Origin of the sequence: Arthrobacter sp. NPDC093139, assembly GCF_044754165.1 — a bacterium.
Classification (GTDB): Bacteria; Actinomycetota; Actinomycetes; order Actinomycetales; family Micrococcaceae; genus Arthrobacter.
The window spans coordinates 17,477-40,423 of record NZ_JBIVOO010000010.1 but is presented as its reverse complement, the minus strand read 5'-3'; the positions used below and the strand labels follow the sequence as shown (position 1 = coordinate 40,423).

Below are 22,947 nucleotides of genomic sequence, written 5' to 3'. Positions count from 1 at the left end.
CGGGCTAGCGTCCCCTGAGATAGGTTCGTTTCAGCGCGGTGATGGTCTGCGCGCCTGTTTGCGCCACTACCGGCAACAGCATCCTCAGCGCGGGAAGGTCACCGGCCCTGATGAGGCGCTCCGATTCCACGGCCAGGCTGGCGAGACGCGACCCGCCCACCATGAACGCGGAATTTTTCAGGCTCAGGACCGCATCCATGGCGAGTTCCGGATCATTGTCGGCGACCGAACGCTCCAGATATGCCAGCCGCTTCGTCCAGATGCCGATGTAGTCCTTGGCGAACGCGCGGGCCACGCCGCTGCCGCCCATGTCCTCTTCAAGCTCGCGAAGAACGGTGAGGTCCAGGATGGGGAGCCCCTCCGCCAGTTCCGGTTCGTCCTGCGCGGCAGTCCCGGGACCAGGCAGGCAGACGCCGTTGGCGCCGCCGTCGCTTGTGCCGGACCCTGAACTGGACATGTGTTAAGGCTACTTTCTGACCTTGGGAAAAACCTGATCCGACTTGGATCCTGTGGAAACCCTGCGCGTTCCTTGTGGTGCGTGGATTAGATGCGGCATTTCGGGCCCTACTGCCGGCTGAAAGTTTCGATGGTGTTGATGACGGCCGGTCCCAGGATGGCAATGAACAGGACCGGGAAAATGAAGAACAGCAACGGAAAGAGGATCATGACGGGCAGCTTCATGGCCTTCTCTTCGGCCCGCTGGCGCCGCTTCACGCGCATCACCTTGGCCTGTACCCGGAGGACACGGCTGATGGCGATGCCGTACATGTCAGCCTGGACCACCGCCTGGACGAAGCTCCGGAGCTCGGGGATGCTCGTGCGCTCGGCGAGGGCGAGATACGACTCGCGGCGGCTGCGGCCCACCTGCATGTCTTGCAGCGTCCGGACCAGTTCCTCTGCCAGCGGGCCTTTCCCGTTCTCGCCCGCCCTGGCCATGGCACCTTCGAAGCCAAGTCCCGCTTCCACGGAAATCAGCATCTGGTCCAGGGTGTTGGCAAGCTCCAGCTGCATCGCCTTTTGCCGCTCCTGACCTTTGCTGTAGAGCATCAGATCGGGAATGAAGTAGCCAAGGAACAGGACGAACAGCCCCACGAGCTTGATGATCGGCGTCGTTGCGATGGAAGCGATGTACAGCCCCAAAAGTCCGCCGAGCAGACCCAGCGCGGGTTTGGCGGCAAGCACCCGGCCCAACGGCAGGTTTGCCGGCCGGCCGGCGAGGGACAGCAGACGGTCGAGCTTCTGCACATAGCCGGAGGGAGTGAGTCTGCGGCCGATCTTCTCAAGAAGGCCGGTGCTGACCTTCTTCTCCACTTCGGCCGGCTCGGCAGCGCCCCTGGACAGGATTTCGCGGGCGACCGCCGGGCCTTTTTTGTCGGCGGAGAGCAGGGACCAGGCCAGGTAGCCGAGCGGCAAGCAGACCAAGAGGAGGGAAAGGAAAATCAAGGGATCCATGGCCGCCTCAGAACTTCAGGTCGATGATCTTGCGCATCCAGAGACCGCCGATCGTCATCAGGATGACCGAGGCAACGATCATGATCCAGCCCAGGACCGTGGAAACCATCTTGTCCATGTAACCCGGGCTGACCACCATGAGCATGGCCACGATTCCAATGGGAAGGGCCATGAGGATGTAGGCGGAGAATTTCCCTTCGGCGGCGAGGGACTTTATGTGGCCCTTAATCTCGTTGCGCTCGCGGATGGTTTCGTTGACCTGGTCCAGGACCTCCGCCAGGTTGCCGCCCACCTCACGGTTGATCTGGATTGCCTGGGAGATCCAGACGAAGTCCTCGTTCTGCATCCGTTCAGCAGTGTCGTTGAGCGAAGTCAGCAGGTCCCGGCCGAGGCTCGTCTCCGACACGACCCGGCGCATTTCCTCAGAAGTTGGCGCCTGCGATTCATTGGCAGCGGCGTCGATGGCTCGCAGGATACTGTGTCCGGCACGGAGGCTGCCCGAGAGCAGCTGCAGGGTATCGCCCAGCTGGTCACCAAACTTTGTTCGCCTTTTGCCTGTGAGGAAACCCAGCACAAGGTGGGCTACGAAGGGCGCCGCGACCACCAGGAGAATGGCCAGCAAGGGCCCGGCAACCACGAGGCCTATCAGGGCGCCCACAAAGGAGCCGATGAGCACCAGGAGCAGGAAATCTGCCTGGGTCAGGCGCAGGCCCGCGTTTTCGAGGGTTTCCCGGTTGAAGAAGCGGACGTTCCGCTTGGCAAGGAAGCGCTCGATTCCCTGGACTGCCGATCCGGCGAACCGGGTCAGCTGCGAGTCCGGCTCCGTGCGGAACGGCCGACGGCGGTCCAGCGGGACTGTGGGGGTGCGGGGGATCACCACTGCCACGCCTGCAAGGGCGATGGCGGCGATCACGAAGATGATTCCAAAGGTCAGGACCATTAGCCTCACTGCTTTCCGCTGGAGGTCACGGGGGCGCCAAAGACACCTGCCGAAACGTGGATGCCCATGTCTTCAAAGCGGTCGATGAACCGCGGCCGGATGCCGGTGGGGATGGGGGAACCGAGGAAGCGGCCGTGCTGGTCAACGCCTGCCGAATAGTCGAACACGAAGGCGTCCTGGAGTGTGACGATGTCGCCTTCCATACCCTGGACCTCGGTGACGTGCGTGATGCGGCGGGTGCCGTCACGGAGCCGGGAAATCTGAATGATCAGGTTGACGGCGGATGCGATCTGCTCACGGATGGCGCGCAGCGGCAGATCCATTCCGGCCATCAGGACAAGCGTTTCCAGGCGTGCGACGGCGTCGCGGGGCGAGTTGGAGTGGACGGTGGACAGTGAGCCGTCGTGGCCGGTGTTCATGGCCTGGAGCATGTCCAGGGATTCCCCGCCACGGACTTCGCCCACCACGATGCGGTCCGGGCGCATACGCAGCGAGTTCCGGAGCAGTTCGCGGATGGTCACCTCGCCCTTGCCCTCGGTGTTCGGCGGCCGGCTTTCCAGCCGGACGACATGCTCCTGCTGGATCTGGAGCTCCACGGCATCCTCGATGGTTACGATGCGCTCGTTGGCCGGAAGGAACGAGGACAGGACGTTCAGAAGCGTGGTCTTGCCCGTGCCCGTGCCGCCGGAGACGATGATGTTCAGCTTTGCCTTGACGCAGGCATTCAGCAACTCCGCCATTCCCGGCGTGAGCGTTCCGAAGTCGATGAGGTTCTGGACCGTGAGGGGCACCTTGCTGAACTTACGGATGGTCAGTGAAGAACCGCCCACGGCCAGCGGCGGAATCACGGCGTTCACACGGGAGCCGTCTTCCAGGCGTGCGTCAACGAGGGGAGAGGATTCGTCGATGCGGCGTCCCACCTTGGAGACGATGCGTTCGATGACCTTGCGCAGGTGCTCCTCCGAGCTGAACCTGGAATCGGTCAGCGTCAGCTGGCCTTTGCGCTCCACATAGATCTGGTCCATCCGGTTCACCATGATTTCGGTGACGGCGGGATCGTCCAGCAGCCGCTGCAGGGGACCGTAGCCGAGCACGTCATCGGCCACGTCGCGCACCAGCCGGGAGCGTTCGTCCGCGGTCAGCGGAACCTGTTCCGAGTCGATGATGCGAATGAGCTCCTCCCTGGCGGTGCTGCGCAGGTCGTTCTCCGTGATGGAGGAGTCGTTGAACCTGGCTCCCATCCGTTCGAAGAGGGCGGTTGCAGCACGCTGCTTGAGGGCAGCAAAGGCGTCCACCGGCTGCTGGGCCTTGGGCTTGAAGCCTTCCTGCTGTGCCCCATGAGGCTGAGGAGGCTTCGCACCTGGCTCCTGCTTGGTGGATTTTGGACGAGCGGGGTCACGGCGAACCGCCGGCGCAGCCGTCGAACGTTGGGCCTGCGTCGCTTCCGGTCCGCTCCGTGTGGGCGTCGGCTGGAGCGCCGCTGTGGCAGCGCCGGGGGCCGGGTCGGCAGGGGCGGCCGCAGTGGCAGTGGCCATTGCCTTGACGGGTGAGGCTGCTGCAGGCTGTGACTTTTGCTGAGCCCGCTGGATCCGTTCGGACAGCTTCATCTAGACCACGACCCGTCGGTGCGTTCGCCGCTGGCCCTTCGCTTGCCCGTTGGGGCTGAAGCGCTCCACAAGCTGATTGAGTCCTTTGACTGCGGGATCCCGTTTGGATTCCTGCAGTACCGGAATGCCTCGGTTGGTAGAGAATGCGACGGCGCGGGACCGGGGAATGCTGACATCCACGGGTGCGCCGATGGTGGATTCCACGTCCTGGACCGAGAGTCCGCATTTGGCGTCAGCCATGTTCAGGACCACGTGTCTTCCTTCGGGCAGAATGTCGAGCTGGCGGAGGACTTCCAGCCCGGAGCGGAGGCCGCGGACGCTGGGAATGTCCATGGCGCTGACCCAGACCACGTCGGTGCAGGCCTCCATGGCAGCCAGTCCTATCTCTGGCAAGCCGGGGGCAGTGTCTACAACGACATATTGGAATTCTTCCGCCAACTGTTCCAGCAAGCGGGTGACCTGTTCAGGCGCGATGTCGTCGGCGTCGACCGGGTTGTCAGGCGCGCACACGGCGTAGATGCTCGAGGGGTGAACCGTGAGGAACGCTTTGAGCACCAGGGTGTCCTCGCTGGCAGCGGGGGAGACGGCGTCCGTAACCGTATGCTCCGGGTTCAGGTAGAGGCCGGAAGCGATGTCGCCAAACTGTAGGTCAAGGTCAACCACCACGACGCTCATGGGCGCCACCTTGCCAAGGCCTACAGCGAGGTTGGTTGCGATGGTGGTCTTGCCCACTCCACCCTTGGGTGAGAAGACGCCGATCACTCTTCCCTTGCTTTCACCGTGCTTGGGCTGTTCCGGCCGGTGACGGGTGGCGAAGGACTGGCAGGCGCGCTCCAGCAGGACCCGCATGTGTGCCGGGTCGGCGGACGGGCTGAGGATATCCCGGATGCCGGCGCGCATGGCCTGCAGGAGCAGCTCCGGATCAGGTTCGCTGACCAGGAGAACTGTAAGATCCGGCACCTGGACGTCCAGCACGGTGGCCAGGCGCAGCGCATCGTCTACGGGCACTTCCGGGCCGAGGATGAGGACTTCTGGCCGCTCCTGGTTGAGCTGGGCGAACAGGTCGTAGGGGCCGGCCGGCAGGACATGGGTGAAGAACGTCTGCACGCCGCCCTGGAGCCCGCCCTCCACGGCCTGCCGCAGGCGGCTGTCGAAGTCAGCGTTCGGCGTGATCAGGACGAAGCGGCTCACTTGTAAACCTCGCTCCGCTGGATGATCCGGGGACCGCTGTCCTTGGCGTTCGCGGGCTCCTTGCTGAGCCAGATATCTGCGTACTCCGCGGCGAAAACGATCTTTGCAGCGTCGGCATCGCTGACTGCAACCGTGAGCATGAGTGAGCCCGTCGGGAGCATGGTGTCCTGCGGGTTGCCGGCGTTCGGATCGGCGCTCGCGGTAGGCGCCGGCGCGGCAGTCGACGCAGGCTCCGGGGCGCGCTGCACGGCTGTGACGAGAGCCTTGCGGACGGTAAGTTTGGTGGTTTCGACGTCGAGCTTGTCTTGAAGGGCGCCCTTATCAAGGTTGACGAAAACACCCACACGGTCGCCGGGAGCCAGTCTGCCGCCGACGACGCGGACCGGCTCGAGCTGGAAGGAGACTTCCTGCAGACCTGCGGGTACTTCTACCGATCCCTGGGTCTTAAGTTCTTCGGGCTCGACCAGGCGTTCGGTCACGAGCTGTTCGCCGGGAACAAGATCGACGGCGGCCACCTTGCCCTTGGATCCGTCGAGGGACTTGAGGGAGGAGCCGGTCACGGCCGCGGCAGGCAGCTGTTCGGTGGTCAATGAGGCAGTCATTGATTCCACAGGGGTGCCGGCGGGAATTGCAGTCTTCACGACCAGGACCGCGACGGGCTCGAGGTTCTGGACGGCCCGCTGGTCGGCGCCCTGGGCGTAGGAAATGACCAACATCGCGCCGACGATGGCGAGGACTACGGCTGCCGCTCCTGCCACTAACCTAGACTTCACGATCTGCTCCTGGGTGATCTTGTTTCACTGAACTGCATAGGTTTAGCTGGTGAGTTCGACGACCCTGGCGCCGTACGGGCTGACGGGTCCCAGCTTGTAGCCGTCAGCGAGGGAGACGTAGTTGACGAACTTTCCGATGATGCCGCGGCAATCGCCTTTGCACTGCAGGTCCTTATCGGCAGAAGACGCGTTGTTGTAGACCATCGGGAGCTTGTCAGCACCGCTGAAAGCCCAGCCCTGCACACTGAAAGAGGCGAAAGCCAGCAAGTCGTAAGAGGCTCCGGAACCGGTCCCGCTGACGTCCTCGTACACCGGCAGCAGGACGGTAACGGGTCTGCCGGCACCAAGTTCCGCGGCCCATTTGGTGAGGACCGCATCGCAGTTCGAGGGGCCGTCGTTGCCGGTGTCGCTGCCACTCTGGTTAATGGCCAGGTTTACAAGCCCCCCGCACTGGCCGGCGACCTGTACGATCCAGGCAAAGCCGCCGGGGACCGTCTTTCCCGCAGGCCCGAGACCGCAGTCCGCGTTGGCGTTGGAAGTGTGGTTCTGCAGCAGCTGGGTCGCGCCGTCCACCATGCCCGAAACCTGGCACACCGAAAACGCCAGCGGGAATGGAGTGGTGCCCTCGGAAGGACTTCCCCAGCGCACGCTAGAACTGGCTGATACCTCGGCGCTGGGGATTCTGAGGACTCGGGCGAAAAAGAGGGAGACACTGTTGGTGGTGCTGCCGGCTTCCTTTGCCCCTGCCGTCACCTGGACGGTGCGGTTGGGTTTATCGAGGGTGATGGACTTTACGTTGCTGAGGCCATCCACCGCATTCTTATTGGCGAGGTCAGCCGCCATTGGAGCCGTTGTGGAGCAGTTGGTATCCGCTTCGTTCTTGGCGCACGTGTGGGCCACCATCAGGGCGGCCGAATCTGAACCGTTCTGCAGCTGGGCGCGTTCGGAGTAGAGCTTCGCAACGTCAATGGAGATCGCTGCGAATCCGAGCATTACCACCATCGCGAGTGCGACAATAACGGCGATTCCGCCGCGCTCGTTCTCAGCAGATGCTGCTAGCCGCCGCACAGCATAGTTCCTTTTCCAGTCATGCCAAATGGACCGGCAATGCCGGTCATCGTGCTGAGTGAGTACGTGATGGTCACGGTCATCTGGGCTCCGACTGCGCAGTTAGCGGCGCTGAACGTGATGTTGCCGTCCGTCAAAGCCGGGCTTAGTTGCGTTGCGGCATTCTTAGCCGCCGTCCGAGCTGTGGCCTGGCTGTTGTTGATCGCCATACTGCGGACACCTTCGCGGGCGGCATTCGTCAGCGTGGTCTGAACGTTGTAGGCCCGGCCGAACTCCATGATTCCCAGCAGGATCATGATCAGGACGGGCCCAAGTAGTGCGAACTCAACTGCTACGGCGCCACGTTCTGATGTCGAAGACAAAGGATTCACCCGTCGCGGAATCTAAGACGGTGGTGGAAGCGGAACGCATCCACCACCGTCTTGTGATCCGCCGCTTCCTAGACGCACTTGCTAACGGCCGTAGCGGTTGCCGCGGTGTAGGTCTTGCCTTCGATCTGGCACTTCACGCTCTCGAACATCCCGTTCAAGGATCCGCCGAGCAGAGACACGGCAACGATGATGACGACGGCGATGAGGGCAACCATGATGCCGTATTCAACGGCGGTGGCGCCTTTCTCTTCGCGGCGGACGCGGGCTGCGGTGTTTGAGAAGAAGGTAAGCATTTTGAACTCCTGAGCGAGTGTTGGGAAGCTGGTCCGTCACCAGCTCTGTAAATAGAATGCGGCGCGATTTCCCCTAGGGGGAGGGATCTTGCACCATCCTGTGCCAAGCCTTCTCAAGCTGCGCATATCCTGCGTTTTTCCTGCGCTTACTCTGCTATTGGTCCTCTTCGTAATTGCCTCAGCACGCAAAAGGACCCCCTCGGTGCTGGGATCCGAGGGGGTCCGGTCTTTGCAGCGCCTTATGGCGCTGGGTTGTGCTTTTGGGCTAGGGAATTGCGACGCCTAGGAGAATACGGCCATGATTTTGAGTACGGCCGGTCCCAGCAACACAATGAACAGCGTTGGCAGGATGAAGAAGATCAGCGGGAAGAGCATCTTGACGGGCATCTTCATTGCATGCTCTTCCGCTCGCTGGCGCCGTTTGATCCGCATATCCTTGGCTTGCATCTTGAGTACGCTCACGATGGCAATGCCATACGTGTCCGCTTGGATTACGGCTCGAATGAAGCTGCGTACGTCAGGAACGTCGACCCTGTCGGACAGCGACAGGTAGGCTTCTTTGCGCGACCGGCCCACCTGGATGTCCTGCAAAGTCCTGATCAGCTCATCCGCTAGGGGTCCGCGGCCGTTTTCGCCAGCACGGCCCATGGCGGTCTCGAAGCCGAGGCCGGCCTGAACTGATATCAACATTTGGTCAATTGCAGTGGGAAGCTCCAGCCGGATTGCCTCTCGGCGCTTCTGCGCCTTGGTGCGAAGGAGGATGTCCGGGACGAAGTAGCACAATGCCACTATTCCTACGCCGAGTACGAGCCTTCCGGTGGAAGGCGCACCCAGGAAAACGAGAAGCCCACCGATTGCACCGCCGAAGGCGAGCAGGGGTTTCACCATAATGATCCTGGCGAGCGGCCACTCCTTGGGTCGCCCAACTCCCGCCAGCTGCTTGTCCAGCCAAGCTTCGTAGCTGTGAGGGGTTAATCGACGGGACAGTTTTGCGATCTGCTCATTGACGTTCAGTGATTGGGCGGCCTGGCTTGGCCGCCCGCCCAAATTCGCTTGAATGTTGCGGAGTCCAGCCCGGTCTGCCGTGAACGTCAGCCAGATCATTCCGGAAATTGGAAGGACAATAGCCAAGATGGCTGCGAGTGCGATGGGTTGCATTTCTTCTGCCCCCTAGTATTTCGGCTTGATGATTCGGCTGAGCCAAAACCCGCCGATGGAGAGCATGACAATGGCTGCACCCACCATGACGAATCCGATGACGGTGGTGGTGAAAACCAGGATGTACGTTGGATTCATGAGCCCCAGAGCGAGAAACATCAGGATCGGCAGTGCCATCAGGACGATGGCCGAAACCCGGCCTTCCGCACTCAAAGCCCTTACCTGGCCTTTGACCTGATTCCGGTCCCGGATTGTTTCACCCACGTGATCCAGGACTTCAGCAAGATCACCACCCACCTCGCGGTGGATCTCTATGGCCTGGGCGATCCCATGGAAGTCCTCGCTGGCAGTCCTGTTAGCCACGTCCTCCAAAGACTCACCAAGGTCGCGGCCGATTCTTGTTTCATTGACAACACGGCTCAACTCCTCAGCCATAGGTGCTTCGTTCTCTTGCGCCGCAGCATCGATGGCCCTGAGGAGGCTGTGGCCTGCCCGGAGTCCGCCGGAAAACATTTGGAGAGTGTCGGGCACCTGGCTGTCGAACTTCCGGCGGCGCCGAGCGACAAGTAAGTTCAAGAGAACGTAGAGCAGGAACGGAGCCAGCAGTAATGAGAGGATGCCGATCCCCAGGCCGCCGAGGAAGTATCCCAGTACTGCAGCCATCAGCGTCACCGCTCCGACCATCAGCAGGTAGTCGCCCGGCTCCTTGTTGAGCCCTGCCTGTTCCAGCTTTTCGCGGCTCAGGATTCCGGCAGGCCTCTTCTTGAGGCCCCGATTGAGTGCTCCGACCGCCTGGTTGGTAAGGCGCGTCAGACTGGAGGAAGAGGAAGAAACGACGTCAGGGCGTCGCCGCGAGAGCGGAACCCCCGCCCGGCCCTTCAGAACTATTCCGAACACCAGTCCGAGCGAGAGGTAGACCAGGAACAGCCCGCCCACGAAGAGACTGACCGGCACGTCGGCAGCCATGATTACCGACCCCTGGCTGGCTGGGCGCCGAAGACGTGGGGCGAGATGTGGATGCCGAGTTCCGCGAACCTGTCAGTAAACCGCGGCCTCACGCCCGTCGGGACCGGTTTGCCCAGGAAGCGCCCGTTGGCATCTACGCCGGCGGAATAGTCGAAGACAAACGCATCCTGAAGAGTGACGATGTCGCCTTCCATTCCCTGAACTTCCGTAACGTGCGTGACCCGGCGGCTTCCGTCCCGGAGCCTCGAAATCTGAACGATGAGGTTCACCGCCGCCGCCACCTGTTCCCGCACAGCCCGGAGCGGGAGATCCATCCCGGCCATCAGCACCAGAGTCTCCAGACGGGCGATGGCGTCCCTGGGGGAGTTGGCGTGGACGGTTGAGAGTGATCCGTCGTGACCCGTGTTCATGGCCTGCAACATGTCCAGACATTCCCCTCCGCGAACTTCTCCCACGACGATGCGGTCAGGACGCATTCGAAGGGAGTTCCTGACGAGGTCGCGGATTGCAACTTCGCCTTTGCCTTCAATATTGGGGGGCCTGCTCTCCAGCCTGACCACATGGTCCTGCTGTAGTTGAAGTTCGACGGCATCTTCAATCGTCACAATTCGGTCTGCAACCGGAATGAAGGAAGAGAGCACGTTGAGGAGTGTGGTCTTGCCCGTTCCGGTACCTCCCGAGACGATGATGTTCATGCGGGCCTGGACACATGCCTGGAGCAGTTCAGCCATTTCCGGGGACAGACTGCCATAGGCGATGAGTTTTTGGACCGTCAGCGCTTCCCGCCCGAACTTACGAATGGTAAGTGCCGGTCCATTGACCGCAAGTGGGGGGATGATGGCGTTGACGCGGGAACCGTCTGCAAGGCGGGCGTCTACAAGGGGTGATGATTCATCAATCCGCCGGCCAACCTTCGACACAATCCGTTCGATGACCCGCCGGAGGGCGTCATCGGATGCGAACTTGGTGTCCGTAATAGTGAGTTTGCCCTCGCGTTCCACGTACACCTGGTCATAGCGGTTGACCATAACCTCGGTTATTGACGGGTCATCGAGGAACCGCTGGATGGGTCCATGACCCAACACGTCGTCAATAATTTCGCGAATCAGCCTCTGACGCTCGGTCGTGGTCAGCGGAACCTGTTCCTCATCGACGACGATCTTGAGTTCGTCCTTGACGTATTGATGGAGTTCGGCTTCCTCAAGTGAGGAATCCGTGATGCGCGAACCAAGGCGTTCGTAGAGTGCCTGGCTGGCGCGTTCCTTGAGGGCGCCAAGCGCACCACTGGCAACTGCCCCCGTCTGTGTCAGTTCCACCACGTCCAAGGCGCTGGCGGTCTCGGCTGACTTGGCTTCGTGTATGCGGCCAAGGGTCACTGGCTCATTTGATTCGTTCGACGCAGTGAACGGGTTTGGGGATACTTCCTCAATGATCGTTGAGGGCGACCCGTTGCCGCGCACTTTCTCGAGCCTGCGTGTGAGGTTCACTGGACTACCGCCCTTCGATGCAATTTCTTATGAGGTCTGGCTTCCCAATTGGGTTTGAAACGGTCTACAAGCTGCTGCAGGCCCTTTGCTGCGGGCTCGCGGCCGCCTTCCTGAAGAACCGGCACACCCTTGTTGGTGGAAAACGGAAGGGTGCGTGACCGTGGCAGCACTACGTCAACCGGTGCTCCGATAGTGGCTTCGACGTCGTGCAAGGTCAGGCCAGTTTTGCGGTCGGCCATATTGAGCACCACGTGCCGGCGTTCTGGCAAGAGATTCAGTTCAGCCAGGATCTGGCTTCCAGTGCGCAGGCCCCGGATGCTCGGAACATCCATGCCGCAGATCCATACCGCATCTGAGGCCAGATCCAACGTTGCCAGAACGTGTTCGCCCAGTCCCGGCGCCGTGTCAATCACCACGTATTGAAATTCCTGCCGCAATTGATTGAGGAGCTGAGTGACATGCTCGCCAGTGATGCGATCCATCTCCACTGGATTCTTTGGCGCACACAGTGCGTAGAGTCCCGCCGAATGCACACTGAGGTAAGTCTTGAGCACCATCGAATCCTGGCTCGCGGCGCCCACCACAGCATCAGTGATGGTATGCGCGGGCTCCAGCATGAGGCCGCTGGCCACATCGCCAAACTGGAGGTCAAGGTCCACGATCACCACACCCATGGGAGCAATTTGGGCGAGGCCAACGGCGAGGTTGGTCGCTACAGTCGTCTTGCCCACACCTCCTTTGGGGGAGAGGACGGCAATGATGCGTCCGCCTTCAGCGTGTTCGCGGTGTTCGGAGCTGCTGGGTGCAAGACCCCGACGTCGGCCAGCCGCTGCAAGGCTGGCCCGCTCCACGATGATGCGGATGTGATCCGCTTCGGCTGAAGGGTCAAGAAGGTCACGGACACCCGCCCGCATTGCCTGGATGGCGATGTCGGAGGACTCCCCGGCGACCAGGATCATGCTGATCTCGGGGTACTGCAGATCCATGACCGACGCAAACTTCAGTGAGTCATCCTCCGGCAATCCGGGACCGAGGATAAAAACTTCAGGAGGCTCGCCGAGGAGCTGCTTTAGCACTTCCTCGGGGCCCTGGGGAAGGTAGTCGGCCGCGAAGTACTGCAGGGAGCCTGTCATGCCGGCAGTAGCCATCCGGACGCGGCGTTCGAAATCGGGGTTCGGGGTGATGAGAACAAAGCGGCTCATTGGAATACCCTCGACTTGTCCACTACAGCGGTGTTTCCCTCGGTTGCTTCAGCCGGTTCCTTGGACAGGTAGATTTTGCCGAATTCGACGGCGTATACCAGCCGTGTGGCGTCTACTGAGTTCCGCGCCACTGTGATGAGGTAGGTGCCATCGCTTTGGTTGCTGTTGGTGGAACCCATCGCGCCCTCTGATTTGTCCCCCTGGGCAGTGTCCGGCTGGGCGGCGCTGCCGTTGCTGAACTGGGCCGCCGTGACCAGGACTTTGTGGAAGGTGAGTTGGGTGCCTGCCGACTGGGTTGTGCTGGAACCCTCCGGGAGTGAAATGAAGATGCCCACTGTGTCGCCGGCGGTGATCTTTCCGCCAACCACCCGGTCTATGGGGAGTTTGATCGAGATCTCCTGCATCCCGGCCGGCACCGCGACCCTTGAAGGACCGAGGAACGCATCGGCGTCCACCATGCGGCTGGACAGGAGCTGTTCGCCCGGTACAAGTGAAACGGCAGTTACTTTGGTGCCTAGGGCGGCCAGGTCGGTGACGGTCCCCTCGGTCAGGGTGGACTTCGGCAGCGGCTTCATGGCGACGGAGCCGCCGAGTTCGCTGGCGGGTGTCCCTGCGGGAATGGCCTTCTGAACTACGAGGACCTCCGAGGTCTCCGTACCTGCCATTGCCCGTTGATCTGCGCTTTGAACGTATGTGATGAGAAGGACCGTGCCGATGATTGCAACGACTAGCGCGGCGATGCCTCCCAGTAGGCGTGTTTTCAATTTCTCCCCTTAGATAAATTGCTTACTTGATCAGCCCGATGACAATGACATTGCCGTTGGGTGTAATTGAGCCTCCGCTGAAGTGGTTCGGATCTGCGGAATACCCCACAAAGGTTCCGTAAATTCCCGTCTCACTCTTGGTGAAGACATTGGTAGGGTCATGCTTGGCCTGACCTGTGAAGTTCCATGCCTGGATCTTGAAGCCAGCCCACTTCTCGATGTAGTACTGGACCGTGCTGCCCTTGCACTGTCCGAACTGCGCAGCGGACATTCCGTCGCAGGTGTATTTATAAACGGGCAGGGCAACGGTGGAGTTGGCCAAGCTGGGGTTTTTGGAGGGATCGAGAAGGTCCTGGCACCCGTTGGGCACTCCCACACCACCGTCTGTGAGACTCCACTTGTCTACCTCGGCCGTAACCTCGCACCCGCCCGTTACATCGGGTTTCAGCCAAGCGAATCCGCCAGGGATGATCTGGTTCGATGGATTGAGTCCGTTGCAGTCCTGGGCACCACCGTGGGTGAGGATCTTGTGGGGCATTCCGTCGTCCTCGAATTCGCAGGTGGCCAATGCCAGGGGGAGGACGGCGACACCCTTGGTGGGGTAGAACCATTTGGCTGTTGCGGTGGCACCTACAGTTGCGGCCGGAGCGTTCAGGACACTCGCGAACATCTTGCTCAGGAATCCGGCGTTTGTGGTGCCGTCCTTGGTGGACGTCGTGACGGTAACCTCGCCCTGTACAGAGAGGTTTACGGATTGCACCGCCGATTGCGTGTCCTTGGCGTTGCTGTTGGCCAGGGCAGCCGCCAAGGCATCTGCGTTAGCCTGCGTACAGCCCGACTCGGCGCAAAGATCAACCGCTGCCAGGGCGCCGGCGTCAGCCCCGTTCTGGAGTTCAGCACGCTCTGCGTAGATCTGGCCGGTATCCACCGCCAGGGCACCTGCGCCGATCATGGCGAGCATCATGATCGCCACCAGGACGCCGGAAGCACCACGTTCCCGCGATTCATGGTGAGCAGCTAACCGTTGCATTGCATTGCTCCTACTCCGGTAAGGGTTAGCGAACTGCCGAACAGCCCGGTCAATGTTGCCGAGTTGTAGGAGACAGTCACTTTCATGGTGGTGTCCGGGGCGCAGGTGGCAGGCGCGAACGTGTACCCGAACGAACCAGATGCCAGTCCCGGCGCTCCAGCCGCTGCCGCAGCTACTGCGTCTGGCTGGCTATTCTTGACGGCCATCGTCCTGGCTGCTTCGCGGGCCGCCTGCGTCACAGAGATCTGGGCGTTGTAGGCGTGTGCAAACTCGACGATTCCAGTGACGAGTGCCAGCAGCAGAGGCGCAACCAAGGCGAACTCGACGGCCACGGCGCCACGGCTCTTGCTGTCCGTGTTTTCCTTGCAGGTCTTCTTCAACGGATCCCCCGAGGATGGTTGGAAGTTTCGAAGTGTGCCTACGCTCACGCACGGCACACTCGCGGAAGGCTCGGCTACCAGCTACCCACCGTGGTGCCAAGGGAGGAGAACCAGGTGTTGAGCGCGTTACCGAAGGCGGTCACGCCAACGATGATGAGGAAGGCGATGAATGCGACGAGGAGTGAATACTCCGTCGCGGTTGCGCCCTTTTCAGCTGCGAGACGGTCCTTGATGCCGGCAATGAAGGCAAGAACGGAGATCATTCGTGAAGTCATTTTGAGATTCCTTTTCGGTGAGAACGGTTCCGGCGTGTAGTGCCGGCCAATCGACTGAGTCGAGGTGTGCCGCGCCGGTTCGTGACAGGGCGCGGCACACCCGATGCGAGTTGGGCTTACCACTTACCCACTGTGACGCCGAGGGAGGAGAACCAGTCGTTGAGCGCCTTACCGAAGGCAGTCACGCCAACGATGATGAGGAAGGCGATGAACGCGACGAGGAGTGAGTATTCCGTCGCAGTTGCGCCCTTTTCCGAAGACAGCCGGTCCTTAACTCCAGCAACGAAAGCAAGAACGGAGACCATGAGATTAGTCATTGTTTTTTCCTTTTAATTCGATGGAATATTTTCTTCGAATTCCGGGGCCCCCAATCCGAAAGGTCCGGTGCTTCGATAGCAAAAGAATTGCATCGAGAAGGAAAAGCAACAATGCGTAGCCATACCCGACTTTTGCGGGGGAATCACAAGTAAGCCCCCCAAGACAGTACTCAGTCGGAAAATCCCAAGGTGAGAAACTACTTGGTTTGATAAGGCTGGCTGGCGTTTACTTCCTAAGAAGCTGGCAGCAGGAACGCGTGCACCTCATCAGGGCGTGATGAGAACCATCCCAAGTGTTGCCGCTAGCATGGCGGGGCCGTAGGCCACTTCGGCCGGTTTTTTCGCGCGCTTAAAGGAAATCAAAACGACGGAGAAAATGCCGCCCAAGATAAAGGCCAGGGCGCCGCCGTAGAACAGTTGGCCCCAGCCTAGGTAGCCCAGGTACAGGCCCACCGGGGCTGCGAGCTTGACGTCTCCCATGCCAATGCCGCGGGGCGAAATAACGGCCAAAATCAGGTAAACGACGAACAGTATGACCGCGCTGGCGGCTGCGCGGAGCAGGTGGGGCCAGCCTGCGGAGGCCGAGCTGCCGGCTGCGAATAAGGCCAGGCCCCCAATCAATAGGGCAAGCACGAGGGGATTGGGCAGCAAGTGGTGGGCGAGGTCTATCCGCGCCAGTTGGACACCAAGGACGGCAAGAACGAGGAAAGCCGGCAGTGACCCGTCCATGCCCAACCGCAACGCCAAGGCGGCGCTTAGGACCCCGGTGAGGGCCGCCGTCGTTATTCTTGACCTGACGGAAGGGGCGCTGCCAAGGCGGGGGAGCGCGCGGGCGATGAGCCGTTCAGCAAGTACACCAAGGGCCGTGCCTAACAGGCCGATGGCCACGACGAATGCGAGTCCGCTGCCTGCGGCCATACCTACGATGGACACGAAGACTCCCTGGCTGGATCGGCCCGGCGCCGGCGTGGGCATCCCAGCCCCCGCCACCGGATACCCCATTTTGACCCTGACGCCCCGTTCACGCTATTCTTGGTAGTCGTTGTGCGTGTCCTTTCTCGATAACGCGTGCCCTTGGGGATCCAGTTGCAGGATCGCTACTCAACGGGCATGTACGGGACTACTGGTTACATAGAGCCCTCACCTCTGTTCCGGTCGCGCATAGATAGTAGGTGCACCCTGCGTGACGCCTAAAACAAGAACGCCAGAACAAGAACGAGGCAAACACCGTGCGTACGTACACCCCGAAGCCCGGCGATATCAACCGCCAGTGGCACGTCATTGACGCCACCGACGTTGTCCTGGGTCGTCTTGCCAGCCAGACCGCAACACTGCTGCGCGGAAAGCACAAGCCGACCTTTGCTCCCCACATGGACATGGGCGACTTCGTCATCATCATCAACGCTGAAAAGGTTGCCCTCACCGGCGCCAAGCTGGAGCAGAAGCGCGCATACCGCCACTCCGGCTACCCGGGCGGCCTGACCTCCGTCAACTACGCAGAACTCCTGGAATCCAACCCGGTCCGCGCCGTTGAGAAGGCCATCAAGGGCATGCTCCCCAAGAACTCCCTCGCTGCACAGCAGCTGGGCAAGCTGAAGGTCTACCGCGGTGCTGAGCACCCGCATGCCGCCCAGCAGCCCAAGACTTTCGAAATTACCCAGGTCGCCCAGTAGTCCTGGCCACCAACACTTTTATCTACAAGGAGAACCGTGGCTCAGAACGATGAACTGACCACCGAAGCCGTTGAGGCTGAGGAAAACCTGACCAGCTACACCTCGGAAAGCAGCGCTGCTGAAGCCGCCGCTCCGAAGAAGGAGCGTCCGGCACTGACTGTTGCCGGCGCAGCTGTTGGCCGCCGCAAGGAAGCCGTTGCACGCGTTCGCGTTGTGCCGGGTACCGGCAAGTGGACCATCAACGGCCGCGAGCTGGCGAACTACTTCCCGAACAAGCTGCACCAGCAGGACGTCAACGAGCCCTTCAAGATCCTCGATCTTGACGGCGCCTACGACGTCATTGCCCGCATCCACGGCGGTGGCCCCTCCGGCCAGGCCGGTGCACTGCGCCTCGGCATCGCCCGTTCGCTGAACGAGATCGACGTCGAGAACAACCGCGCCACCCTGAAGAAGGCCGGCTACCTCACCCGTGACGCCCGCGTCATCGAGCGTAAGAAGGCCGGTCTCAAGAAGGCCCGTAAGGCTCAGCAGTACTCCAAGCGCTAATCCCGCTTCAGAACTGCTGCCGCTTCACAGAAGCCCGTCCCGCCGTTGGTGGGGCGGGCTTCTGCCGTTGAGTTCGGATGAGGATCCCCCGCTACGGAAGCAGTATCGGATTTTCTAATTAGGCACATGCCGATGAAATTCCATTAGCCAATATCTTTCCAAGGCAAAAGCCTCCTATTGCATCACGAATTTGTCCCGTCCCGAATTAGCCCGCTGCCTTTTCTGCAGCTTATTGGTGAGGTACGAATGCCTCACGAAGGCCAGTGGCGTCCTGGCCTGGGATTCGTCGATTTATGGGTTAGCGGTGAGGTTGTAGATGGTTACTCCATCTTTTTCCTCCGCTCTAAAGGTTTGGGTAACCCATTCGTGAATTTGATGTAACTCTGTGCTGTTGCCTGGAACTTTGAGTTGTTCGGGTTGCACCACCAGGTGGCAGATTCGTCCCGCCTGCACCCATTCCTTGAACTGGGTCAGGGTTGGGCTTGGATCGGTGGCCGCGAACCCTCCAAGGGGCATCACGGGCCTGCCGATCTCCAGTTGGAAGCGGGCCGCAGTCTGCCCAGGATAGGTCGCGGCGGCCCACGTGCACTGCGGGGAACCGTCTCTCAAATACTCGGAGAGGACCGGACTAGGCGTCACGCCGACGGCCAATCCCGAAGCCCATGCCGGATCGCCCTCCTTGATTCCGGCCAAGAAACCGCTGAGCGTGTTGGGGTTTCGGGAGAGACCGCCCGACAATGGATTCGAGCCTTCTTGAGGGGTGACCAAGGCTATGGTTGAGCAAAAGGCAGGTCCGACGAGCAGGCTGCCGATTGCCAGCCAAGCAGCTGTTCGATGCACCCATTTGACCGGCGCCGGCACCGAAAGCAACGCGCCGGCAATCAAACCCAGAAGGAGCAAGCCTGTGCCCAGCACCTGCGGGTAAGCAGCGCTCAGTTGCCACATTGCGTGCGAAAAAATGCAGCTCGACACCACGGCCGGGGCGATGCCGATCCGCCTGAGACGCGACTGCCGCGGGGCTGTCAGCAGTTCGGCACCCAAGCCAAGACAGAGCGCCAGGGGCGCCGCGAGAGATGCTGTGTAATAGGAATGGAAGTTGTTTCCCATGAAACTCAGCGTGAGATAGGTGGTGATCATCCAGACCACTGCACAGACCGCAAGAATGGACTTGCTCCGGCTGTACCGGCCTCTCACAACGGTTATTACTATGGCAATGCATGCCAGTAAAGCTGGAAGTAAGAGCCAGCCGATCTCCTGGCCGTAGTTCGAATTGAACAGGCGGAATAGCCCGGCGTCCGTCTCGACGCGGCGCAGTTCTTGAGGAATGAGTGAGACTAAGGGATCATCCTCGTGCTGCAGCACGCGATCAATTCCGTTATAGGCAACAGTTAGCTCGAGCATGCTGTTAGATGCTGAACCGCCCACATAGGGGCGGGAGTCGGGTGGAGTGAGGTCGACAGCCAGAGGCCACGCCAAGGATCCGACAGCCAAAACCAGACCGGCCAGAACTAGTGAGACGACCCTTGCCCGCCATGCCTTCTGCGCGTAAACGCAGAACACCAGAGCTATGGCTGGCAGTACGAGGAATGCTTGAAGCTGTTTTGTAAGAAACCCCAAGGCGAGAAGGAAGGCTGCCAGATACAGAAACCTTGTCCGGCCTGACTCCGTTGCTCGAATACCCGCATAGAGGGCCGAAACCATCAGCAGCACCATCAGGGGATCTGGATTGTTGTAGCGAGCCAGCAGTACGGTGACGGGAGTGCTGGCGAAGACAGCGGCGGAAAGCAGAGCCGGAGATGCGGGCAGATGCCTTCGTGCCAAACGATAGATCAACAGGGTGCTCGCTATTGTCATCACGGCTTGGGGAAGCAACAGAGCCCAGGCGTTCATTCCAAAGAGCCGCACGGACAAGCCCATGACCCACAAGCTTAAAGGTGGCTTGTCCACGGTGATGGAGTTGCCCCAATCTGAGGATCCAAAGAAAAACGCACCGATATCATGCCGGCCTGCTTGGACTGCGGCCGAATAGTAGGCGTTGGCCCAGCCATTGCCAGCCACTCCCCAGACGTACAAGACGGCCGCCGCAACCAAGATGCCGGCAAGGGCCCATGGCTCCCATACTGGCTTGCGGTCTGGAGGGGAACCATCACCGCTCGGTCGGGTGGTGCCGTCAGCGCCTAAGATCGTAGATTCTGATACCGTCAACGTTCTCCCCCTCGAAATTGGACTGAACCCAGTCCGTGATGGCCGCAGCATCCTTGCCCAGAGGAACCTCGTCTACTATCGGCTGCTGCCAAATGAAGTATGCGATCCTGCCGTCGGTCACGAGTGCCTGGAACCGATTGAGTGTCGGCGCCGGGTCGTTTCCCAGCCACCCGCCAAGGGCGATCACCGGACGCTGAGCTGCGAGCTGATACTGGGCTGCATTTTGGGCGGTGTACGTGGCCGCCGCCCAATCGGCCTCGGAGTCCCTTAGCAGGGCTGTAACGTCTGCGGACGGCTCGACGCCGAAGCCAAGGTGGCGGTCCAGCGGTGGGTCCCCGCGTCCGGCAGCGTCAAGGCGGGCGGACAGCGCCTGAGGGTTGTTGGAAACCGGGCCGGAGAGTGGATTTGTACCCGTATGGGTTCGGTTCAGGGTGATCACGTCTGTGGCTACGGGTCCCAGTACAAGCGACACGGTGACGAGGGTGAGGGCCGCAGGCCGCTGGGTGGGACTCTTGGCCCACAACCACGCTGCCGTCGCAAGGATTGTCGCGCAGGCCAGGGCGAGCGGCCAGAGCCCCCAGCCATCGCTGTACTGGAAAATCCGGAAACCAACATAGCCGGTCCCCAGCAGCAGGACAGCACCAATCAATCGGGAAACCGCCCGCTGCCTCTGGTTCCAGAGCAGGTAGAGCCCCAGGGGAACCACGATTGCCATCGGCGCGGCCATGGAGAAGACATAGTAGGTGTGGGTCATGGTGCCGAGGAAGCTCAACACCATGTAGGCAGTCACGAGCCAGGCGACGCCAGCGGTAAAGAGGCCCGATGCGGCCCTACTCGGGACCGACTGCCGCCACAGCAAGACCAGCGCGAGGGCACAGGCCAAGGCGGTGAAGAGCAGCCAGCCGCCTTCTGGTGCAAAGTTTGCGTTGAACAGCCGGGCTAAGCCGCCGTCGTAGTCCACGTCTGATGGTGCGGGCGATCTTGGGTTCCCGGACTGGGCGTGAGTGCTAAAGCGGAGGAACCGTGCGAGTCCGTTGTAGTCCAGTGTCAGTTCCAAGACACTGTTCAATGCGGATCCGCCGACGTAGGGCCTGTTTGCCGGTGGTGTCAGATCCACTATCGCCAGCCACCAGCCACCGCTGACGATGAGCGCGGCGAGGGCGCCCAGGAGCTTCACGAGGCGTGAGGCCAGGGTGCCGGCGCCGAACAGGAGCACCGCCAACACCAGGGCCGGGATGGGGAGGAAAGCCTGGATCTGTTTTGCCATGAAGGCCAGGCCGAGGGCCGTCCCGGCCAGCAGGTACCAGGACCAGCGGGTGTCTTCCAGCGCCCGGATAACGAAGTACGCGGCGGTGACGGTGAGGAGTCCCATGAGCGGCTCGGGGTTGTTGAACCGCGACATGAGGACCACTACGGGCATGGTTGCGTAGATCAGGCCACCCAGCAATGCCGGGGCTGCCGGGTGGCTGCGGCGGATGATCTTGTAGATGAGCCAGGTGGTCGCTATACCCATGAGTGCCTGGGGCACCAGAATCGCCCATGAATTCAGCCCGAAGAGCCGGACGGAAAGTGACATGATCCAGACGCTCAGCGGAGGTTTGTCGATGGTGATCAGGTTGCCGGCGTCGAGGGAACCGAAAAAGAACGCCTTCCAGTCCTGGGATCCGGCCTGGACCGCTGCGGAGTAGTAGGGATTCGCCCACCCATTGCGGTCCAGGCCCCAGAGGAACGACGCGGCAGTCAGAAGGAGGAGGGCAGCCAGCCCGATCCTCTCCCACGGCAGTGGCCTGGGGGCGGTGCTGCCGGCTCGGTGAGCCGCAGTCCGCCTTGCCTCTGCGACGCTCAACGGACCGACTGTCCTGCAGGCTGCAGCGCGAGAACCACGGTTTGTTCATCCCGCTGGCGGACCCGGAAGACCCAGATCCGGAGCAGCACGAACCGCATCAAGGTCGCGACGACGTTGGCCGCCGTCAGCGTGAGCAGTTCCATGCTCGCCGTCGCATCAAGGTTGACGGCGTGAAGCATCCAAAGCGACGACGACGTGATGCACCAGGCCAGCAGGAAGACGATCAGACCTTGGACTTGCTGGGTAAACAGTTTTTCCGGCCCCCTAATGCCAAAGGTGAACCTGCGGTTGGCGGCCGTGTTGCCGACAGCCGTCAGGAGCAGGGCCAGGAAATTAGCCTGCTGTGCCCCGAAGGGACCCTGGAGAACCATATAAAGCAGTGCAAATGCCAGCGTTGAAACAGCGCCCACCAGTCCAAACCGAACCACCTGGCCAAAAAAGCTGGGCCGTCCCGGCGGTACGATCGGGCCCCGGCCCAACTCCGCGTATATGGCCTGGACCGGGATCGACCCCTTGACCAGGGAACCGGCCACACGGACCATTCCCCGGATATCGTCGAGGGCGGTCTGCTTGATGTCCACGCGGCTGTCCGGGTCATCCACCCAGTCAACGGGTATTTCGTGGATCCGCAGGCCGGAACGTTCGGCAATGATCAGCAGTTCGGTGTCAAAGAACCAGCCATTGTCCTCGACGTGCGGAAGCAAACGCCGGGCAACGTCAGCGCGAATTGCCTTGAATCCGCATTGCGCGTCGGAAAAGCCCACCTGCATTGTTCGGCGAAGCAGAAAATTGTAGGACCTGGAAATGAATTCGCGCTTCGGTCCGCGGCTCACCCGTGAACTTTGTCCGAGCCTCGTTCCGATGGAAATGTCCGAGTGCCCGGAAAGGAGCGGTGCCACCAGTGGCGGCAGCGCCGCGAGGTCGGTGGAAAGATCGACGTCGAGGTACGCCAGGACCTTTGCCTCTGACGCACCCCATGCATCGCGGAGAGCGTATCCCCGTCCCTTGGCTTCGAGGCGGCGATAGTCCACATGAGGCAATTGCTCGCTGAGACGAGCCGCAATCACCGGAGTCCGGTCAGTGCTTGCATTGTCGGCAATGGTTATTTTCCACGTCGAAGGCATTTCATTCGTCAAATATTCGGCGAGCCTTTTGATGCTGTTCTCGAGCGCCGCTTCTTCATTGAAAACCGGAACTACGATTTCGAGCGCCAAGCCCCCAGTGCTAGGTGTCATGCATGGAATAGTAGGGTCGCGTCAAAACCGATAGCGAGGCTTTTACCCAAAGAGGGGTACCCCTAGGGGAAAGAGGGGTACTGCCACGAAAAAGAGACGTATTGTCCAAAAAAATACACGTAGTCCACGGCCCTGGGGCAGGTACTCGGGCAGGTAGCCGGGCTGCAA

Annotated in this window: 24 protein-coding genes; 2 read left to right on the top strand and 22 right to left on the bottom strand. The window is 61.1% G+C overall.

Annotated features, from left to right (window positions below; all coding sequences use genetic code 11):
* Nucleotides 1-4 precede the first annotated feature (4 nt).
* The 19 genes from ACIP90_RS15145 to ACIP90_RS15055 all read right to left on the bottom strand — a co-directional run bounded on the left by ACIP90_RS15145 (nucleotide 5) and on the right by ACIP90_RS15055 (nucleotide 16,207).
* Nucleotides 5-457: an Hpt domain-containing protein gene (locus tag ACIP90_RS15145; RefSeq protein ID WP_400580262.1), complete on the bottom strand. Its 453-nt coding sequence runs from the start codon at nucleotides 455-457 to the stop codon at nucleotides 5-7.
* 107 nt (nucleotides 458-564) lie between these two features.
* The gene (locus ACIP90_RS15140) at nucleotides 565-1,452 is read right to left on the bottom strand and encodes a type II secretion system F family protein (protein WP_400580260.1); all 888 of its coding nucleotides are present in this window, start codon (nucleotides 1,450-1,452) and stop codon (nucleotides 565-567) included.
* Between the two features lie 7 nt (nucleotides 1,453-1,459).
* Entirely contained in the window at nucleotides 1,460-2,392 is a 933-nt protein-coding gene (locus tag ACIP90_RS15135) for a type II secretion system F family protein (RefSeq protein WP_400580259.1), read from the bottom strand.
* Nucleotides 2,393-2,397: 5 nt separating this feature from the next.
* The gene (locus tag ACIP90_RS15130; RefSeq protein WP_400580257.1) at nucleotides 2,398-3,999 is read right to left on the bottom strand and encodes a CpaF family protein; all 1,602 of its coding nucleotides are present in this window, start codon (nucleotides 3,997-3,999) and stop codon (nucleotides 2,398-2,400) included.
* Nucleotides 4,000-5,190 carry a CpaE family protein gene (locus tag ACIP90_RS15125; RefSeq protein WP_400580255.1) on the bottom strand — a complete coding sequence of 397 codons (1,191 nt, stop codon included), beginning with the start codon at nucleotides 5,188-5,190 and terminating at the stop codon, nucleotides 4,000-4,002. It lies immediately after the preceding gene.
* Complete coding sequence (locus tag ACIP90_RS15120; protein ID WP_400580254.1) at nucleotides 5,187-5,963, bottom strand: Flp pilus assembly protein CpaB; 777 nt, start codon at nucleotides 5,961-5,963, stop codon at nucleotides 5,187-5,189. The genes ACIP90_RS15125 and ACIP90_RS15120 overlap by 4 nt, the downstream gene beginning before the upstream one ends.
* 42 nt (nucleotides 5,964-6,005) lie before the next feature.
* Nucleotides 6,006-7,031, bottom strand: coding sequence for a pilus assembly protein TadG-related protein (locus tag ACIP90_RS15115; protein ID WP_400580252.1), 1,026 nt, complete (start codon nucleotides 7,029-7,031; stop codon nucleotides 6,006-6,008).
* Nucleotides 7,019-7,393 carry a TadE/TadG family type IV pilus assembly protein gene (locus tag ACIP90_RS15110; protein ID WP_400580250.1) on the bottom strand — a complete coding sequence of 125 codons (375 nt, stop codon included), beginning with the start codon at nucleotides 7,391-7,393 and terminating at the stop codon, nucleotides 7,019-7,021. The genes ACIP90_RS15115 and ACIP90_RS15110 overlap by 13 nt, the downstream gene beginning before the upstream one ends.
* Nucleotides 7,394-7,470: 77 nt before the next feature.
* Complete coding sequence (locus tag ACIP90_RS15105) at nucleotides 7,471-7,695, bottom strand: Flp family type IVb pilin (RefSeq protein ID WP_400580249.1); 225 nt, start codon at nucleotides 7,693-7,695, stop codon at nucleotides 7,471-7,473.
* 282 nt (nucleotides 7,696-7,977) lie between these two features.
* Nucleotides 7,978-8,853 carry a type II secretion system F family protein gene (locus tag ACIP90_RS15100; protein WP_400580247.1) on the bottom strand — a complete coding sequence of 292 codons (876 nt, stop codon included), beginning with the start codon at nucleotides 8,851-8,853 and terminating at the stop codon, nucleotides 7,978-7,980.
* A gap of 12 nt (nucleotides 8,854-8,865) precedes the next feature.
* Nucleotides 8,866-9,819, bottom strand: coding sequence for a type II secretion system F family protein (locus ACIP90_RS15095; RefSeq protein WP_400580245.1), 954 nt, complete (start codon nucleotides 9,817-9,819; stop codon nucleotides 8,866-8,868).
* 2 nt (nucleotides 9,820-9,821) lie between these two features.
* Nucleotides 9,822-11,144: a CpaF family protein gene (locus tag ACIP90_RS15090; protein ID WP_400580456.1), complete on the bottom strand. Its 1,323-nt coding sequence runs from the start codon at nucleotides 11,142-11,144 to the stop codon at nucleotides 9,822-9,824.
* Nucleotides 11,145-11,302: 158 nt separating this feature from the next.
* Nucleotides 11,303-12,508 (bottom strand): AAA family ATPase, encoded by a 1,206-nt coding sequence (locus tag ACIP90_RS15085; RefSeq protein ID WP_400580243.1) that lies wholly within the window; start codon nucleotides 12,506-12,508, stop codon nucleotides 11,303-11,305.
* Nucleotides 12,505-13,173 (bottom strand): Flp pilus assembly protein CpaB, encoded by a 669-nt coding sequence (locus ACIP90_RS15080; protein ID WP_400580242.1) that lies wholly within the window; start codon nucleotides 13,171-13,173, stop codon nucleotides 12,505-12,507. Before ACIP90_RS15080 ends, ACIP90_RS15085 begins: the two co-directional genes overlap by 4 nt.
* Nucleotides 13,174-13,294: 121 nt before the next feature.
* Nucleotides 13,295-14,302 (bottom strand): TadE/TadG family type IV pilus assembly protein, encoded by a 1,008-nt coding sequence (locus ACIP90_RS15075; protein WP_400580241.1) that lies wholly within the window; start codon nucleotides 14,300-14,302, stop codon nucleotides 13,295-13,297.
* Nucleotides 14,290-14,730, bottom strand: a complete 441-nt coding sequence (locus tag ACIP90_RS15070) for a TadE family protein (RefSeq protein ID WP_400580240.1) — start codon at nucleotides 14,728-14,730, stop codon at nucleotides 14,290-14,292. Before ACIP90_RS15070 ends, ACIP90_RS15075 begins: the two co-directional genes overlap by 13 nt.
* A 26-nt stretch (nucleotides 14,731-14,756) precedes the next feature.
* Nucleotides 14,757-14,957: a Flp family type IVb pilin gene (locus ACIP90_RS15065; RefSeq protein WP_400580238.1), complete on the bottom strand. Its 201-nt coding sequence runs from the start codon at nucleotides 14,955-14,957 to the stop codon at nucleotides 14,757-14,759.
* 116 nt (nucleotides 14,958-15,073) lie between these two features.
* Nucleotides 15,074-15,274: a Flp family type IVb pilin gene (locus tag ACIP90_RS15060; RefSeq protein WP_400580237.1), complete on the bottom strand. Its 201-nt coding sequence runs from the start codon at nucleotides 15,272-15,274 to the stop codon at nucleotides 15,074-15,076.
* 267 nt (nucleotides 15,275-15,541) lie between these two features.
* Nucleotides 15,542-16,207, bottom strand: a complete 666-nt coding sequence (locus ACIP90_RS15055; protein WP_400580235.1) for a prepilin peptidase — start codon at nucleotides 16,205-16,207, stop codon at nucleotides 15,542-15,544.
* Between the two features lie 296 nt (nucleotides 16,208-16,503).
* Here ACIP90_RS15055 and rplM point away from each other — a divergent pair, with 296 nt between their 5' ends.
* Nucleotides 16,504-16,947, top strand: a complete 444-nt coding sequence (gene rplM, locus ACIP90_RS15050) for a 50S ribosomal protein L13 (protein WP_400478972.1) — start codon at nucleotides 16,504-16,506, stop codon at nucleotides 16,945-16,947.
* Between the two features lie 36 nt (nucleotides 16,948-16,983).
* Nucleotides 16,984-17,493: a 30S ribosomal protein S9 gene (gene rpsI / locus ACIP90_RS15045; protein WP_400580233.1), complete on the top strand. Its 510-nt coding sequence runs from the start codon at nucleotides 16,984-16,986 to the stop codon at nucleotides 17,491-17,493.
* 291 nt (nucleotides 17,494-17,784) lie between these two features.
* On the opposite strand, the gene ACIP90_RS15040 is transcribed toward rpsI, so the two are convergent.
* From ACIP90_RS15040 to ACIP90_RS15030, 3 genes are all read right to left on the bottom strand, one after another.
* Nucleotides 17,785-19,551: an ArnT family glycosyltransferase gene (locus ACIP90_RS15040; RefSeq protein ID WP_400580232.1), complete on the bottom strand. Its 1,767-nt coding sequence runs from the start codon at nucleotides 19,549-19,551 to the stop codon at nucleotides 17,785-17,787.
* 112 nt (nucleotides 19,552-19,663) lie between these two features.
* Nucleotides 19,664-21,544, bottom strand: a complete 1,881-nt coding sequence (locus ACIP90_RS15035) for a glycosyltransferase family 39 protein (protein WP_400580230.1) — start codon at nucleotides 21,542-21,544, stop codon at nucleotides 19,664-19,666.
* Nucleotides 21,541-22,779, bottom strand: a complete 1,239-nt coding sequence (locus ACIP90_RS15030) for a glycosyltransferase (RefSeq protein ID WP_400580229.1) — start codon at nucleotides 22,777-22,779, stop codon at nucleotides 21,541-21,543. The genes ACIP90_RS15035 and ACIP90_RS15030 overlap by 4 nt, the downstream gene beginning before the upstream one ends.
* Between the last annotated feature and the right edge of the window lie 168 nt (nucleotides 22,780-22,947).

Coding starts and splice junctions, on each gene's coding strand:
- ACIP90_RS15145 (WP_400580262.1), bottom strand. CDS start 457: ATGTCCAGTTCAGGGTCCGGCACAAGCGACGGCGGCGCCAACGGCGTC.
- ACIP90_RS15140 (WP_400580260.1), bottom strand. CDS start 1,452: ATGGATCCCTTGATTTTCCTTTCCCTCCTCTTGGTCTGCTTGCCGCTC.
- ACIP90_RS15135 (WP_400580259.1), bottom strand. CDS start 2,392: ATGGTCCTGACCTTTGGAATCATCTTCGTGATCGCCGCCATCGCCCTT.
- ACIP90_RS15130 (WP_400580257.1), bottom strand. CDS start 3,999: ATGAAGCTGTCCGAACGGATCCAGCGGGCTCAGCAAAAGTCACAGCCT.
- ACIP90_RS15105 (WP_400580249.1), bottom strand. CDS start 7,695: ATGCTTACCTTCTTCTCAAACACCGCAGCCCGCGTCCGCCGCGAAGAG.
- ACIP90_RS15100 (WP_400580247.1), bottom strand. CDS start 8,853: ATGCAACCCATCGCACTCGCAGCCATCTTGGCTATTGTCCTTCCAATT.
- ACIP90_RS15095 (WP_400580245.1), bottom strand. CDS start 9,819: ATGGCTGCCGACGTGCCGGTCAGTCTCTTCGTGGGCGGGCTGTTCCTG.
- ACIP90_RS15085 (WP_400580243.1), bottom strand. CDS start 12,508: ATGAGCCGCTTTGTTCTCATCACCCCGAACCCCGATTTCGAACGCCGC.
- ACIP90_RS15080 (WP_400580242.1), bottom strand. CDS start 13,173: ATGGCAGGTACGGAGACCTCGGAGGTCCTCGTAGTTCAGAAGGCCATT.
- ACIP90_RS15075 (WP_400580241.1), bottom strand. CDS start 14,302: ATGCAACGGTTAGCTGCTCACCATGAATCGCGGGAACGTGGTGCTTCC.
- ACIP90_RS15065 (WP_400580238.1), bottom strand. CDS start 14,957: ATGACTTCACGAATGATCTCCGTTCTTGCCTTCATTGCCGGCATCAAG.
- ACIP90_RS15060 (WP_400580237.1), bottom strand. CDS start 15,274: ATGACTAATCTCATGGTCTCCGTTCTTGCTTTCGTTGCTGGAGTTAAG.
- ACIP90_RS15030 (WP_400580229.1), bottom strand. CDS start 22,779: ATGACACCTAGCACTGGGGGCTTGGCGCTCGAAATCGTAGTTCCGGTT.